Source organism: Acinetobacter sp. YH12131 (assembly GCF_013418635.1).
Taxonomy (GTDB): domain Bacteria; phylum Pseudomonadota; class Gammaproteobacteria; order Pseudomonadales; family Moraxellaceae; genus Acinetobacter; species Acinetobacter towneri.
Genome location: NZ_VPBQ01000043.1, coordinates 1 through 2,575, shown reverse-complemented (window position 1 = coordinate 2,575; position 2,575 = coordinate 1). Strand labels below are relative to the sequence as shown.

At 50.7% G+C, this 2,575-nt stretch carries 2 rRNA genes; both read right to left on the bottom strand.

Features of this window, described 5'->3' with window-relative positions:
• A 5S ribosomal RNA gene (rrf, locus tag FTU66_RS13470) occupies nucleotides 1-83 on the bottom strand; the annotation flags it as partial.
• A 191-nt stretch (nucleotides 84-274) separates the two neighbouring features.
• Nucleotides 275-2,575 (bottom strand): 23S ribosomal RNA (locus FTU66_RS13465); the annotation flags it as partial.

The window sequence follows — 2,575 nt, the reverse complement described above, 5'->3', positions numbered from 1 at the left end:
CCCACACTACCATCAGCGCGAAGAGGTTTCACTTCTGAGTTCGGGAAGGGATCAGGTGGTTCACTCTTGCTATGGTCGCCAGCACAACTGTTTACGGAGACTTGCATTGGTCTTATTCACGATGGTGATGCACTGCGTTTTCCGAATCTGTAACAGATTGGGCTGTATTGGGTCTGAATTTTATTGTTTAGCGTTAACTAAATCAAGATCAGTCTGAATTGACTGATTGGATTTGAATCGATTGAGCATACAACCCCAACTGTTTGGGTGTTGTATAGTCAAGCCTCACGAGCAATTAGTATTGGTCAGCTTCACATATCGCTATGCTTCCACATCCAACCTATCAACGTCGTAGTCTTCAACGGCTCTTTAGGAGGCATAAAGCCTCGGGGAAATCTTATCTTGAGGTAGGCTTCCCGCTTAGATGCTTTCAGCGGTTATCCCTTCCGAACATAGCTACCCGGCGATGCGACTGGCGTCACAACCGGTACACCAGAGGTTCGTCCACTCTGGTCCTCTCGTACTAGGAGCAGATCCTCTCAAATTTCCAGCGCCCACGGTAGATAGGGACCGAACTGTCTCACGACGTTCTAAACCCAGCTCGCGTACCTCTTTAAATGGCGAACAGCCATACCCTTGGGACCTGCTTCAGCCCCAGGATGAGATGAGCCGACATCGAGGTGCCAAACACCGCCGTCGATATGAACTCTTGGGCGGTATCAGCCTGTTATCCCCAGAGTACCTTTTATCCGTTGAGCGATGGCCCTTCCATACAGAACCACCGGATCACTAAGACCTACTTTCGTACCTGCTCGACTTGTGGGTCTCGCAGTTAAGCGCGCTTTTGCCTTTATACTCTACGCGTGATTTCCGACCACGCTGAGCGCACCTTCGTACTCCTCCGTTACTCTTTAGGAGGAGACCGCCCCAGTCAAACTACCCACCAGACATGGTCCTCGTCCCGGATAACGGGACAGAGTTAGAACCTCAACATTACCAGGGTGGTATTTCAAGGACGGCTCCACTCGGACTAGCGTCCAAGTTTCAAAGCCTCCCACCTATCCTACACAAGTAAGGTCAAAGTTCAATGTCAAGCTGCAGTAAAGGTTCACGGGGTCTTTCCGTCTAGCCGCGGGTACACCGCATCTTCACGGCGAATTCGATTTCACTGAGCCTCTGCTGGAGACAGCGCCGCCATCATTATGCCATTCGTGCAGGTCGGAACTTACCCGACAAGGAATTTCGCTACCTTAGGACCGTTATAGTTACGGCCGCCGTTTACTGGGGCTTCGATCAAGAGCTTCGCTTACGCTAACCCCATCAATTAACCTTCCAGCACCGGGCAGGCATCACACCCTATACGTCCACTTTCGTGTTTGCAGAGTGCTATGTTTTTAATAAACAGTTGCAGCGGCCTGGTTTCTGAGGCTGTCGACAGCTCAAGGAGCGAGTCCTATCACCATCAACAGCGTACCTTCTCCCGAAGTTACGGTACCATTTTGCCTAGTTCCTTCAGCAGAGTTCTCTCAAGCGCTTTGGTCTACTCGACCTGACCACCTGTGTCGGTTTCGGGTACGATTCCAGTGTAACTGAAGCTTAGAGACTTTTCCTGGAAGCAGGGTATCAGCCACTTCACTGTACAAGTACAGCTTGCTATCAGATCTCAGCATAGAGCACCCCGGATTTGCCTAAGATGCATGCCTACTTCCTTTCACCTGGACAACCAACGCCAGGCTGACTTAACCTTCTCCGTCCTCTCATCGCATTACACTGAAGTATTGGAATATTAACCAATTTCCCATCGACTACGCCTCTCGGCCTCGCCTTAGGGGTCGACTCACCCAGCCCCGATTAACGTTGGACTGGAACCCTTGGTCTTTCAGCGAACGGGTTTTTCACCCGTTTTGTCGTTACTCACGTCAGCATTCGCACTTCTGATACCTCCAGCAGACTTCTCAATCCACCTTCTTCGGCTTACAGAACGCTCCCCTACCACGCATAATAAATTATGCATCCGCAGCTTCGGCACATAGTTTTAGCCCCGTTACATCTTCCGCGCAGGCCGACTCGACTAGTGAGCTATTACGCTTTCTTTAAAGGGTGGCTGCTTCTAAGCCAACCTCCTAGCTGTCTATGCCTTCCCACATCGTTTCCCACTTAACTATGATTTTGGGGCCTTAGCTGGCGGTCTGGATTGTTTTCCTCTTGACTACGGACGTTAGCACCCGCAGTCTGTCTCCCGGATAGTACTCATTGGTATTCGGAGTTTGCATCGGTTTGGTAAGTCGGGATGACCCCCTAGCCGAAACAGTGCTCTACCCCCAATGGTATTCGTCCGAGGCGCTACCTAAATAGCTTTCGGGGAGAACCAGCTATCACCGAGTTTGATTAGCCTTTCACCCCTATCCACAAGTCATCCCCTGGCTTTTCAACGACAGTGGGTTCGGTCCTCCAGTTAGTGTTACCCAACCTTCAACCTGCTCATGGATAGATCACCCGGTTTCGGGTCTATACCCAGCAACTATACGCCCTATTAAGACTCGATTTCTCTACGGCTCCCCTATTCGGTTAACCT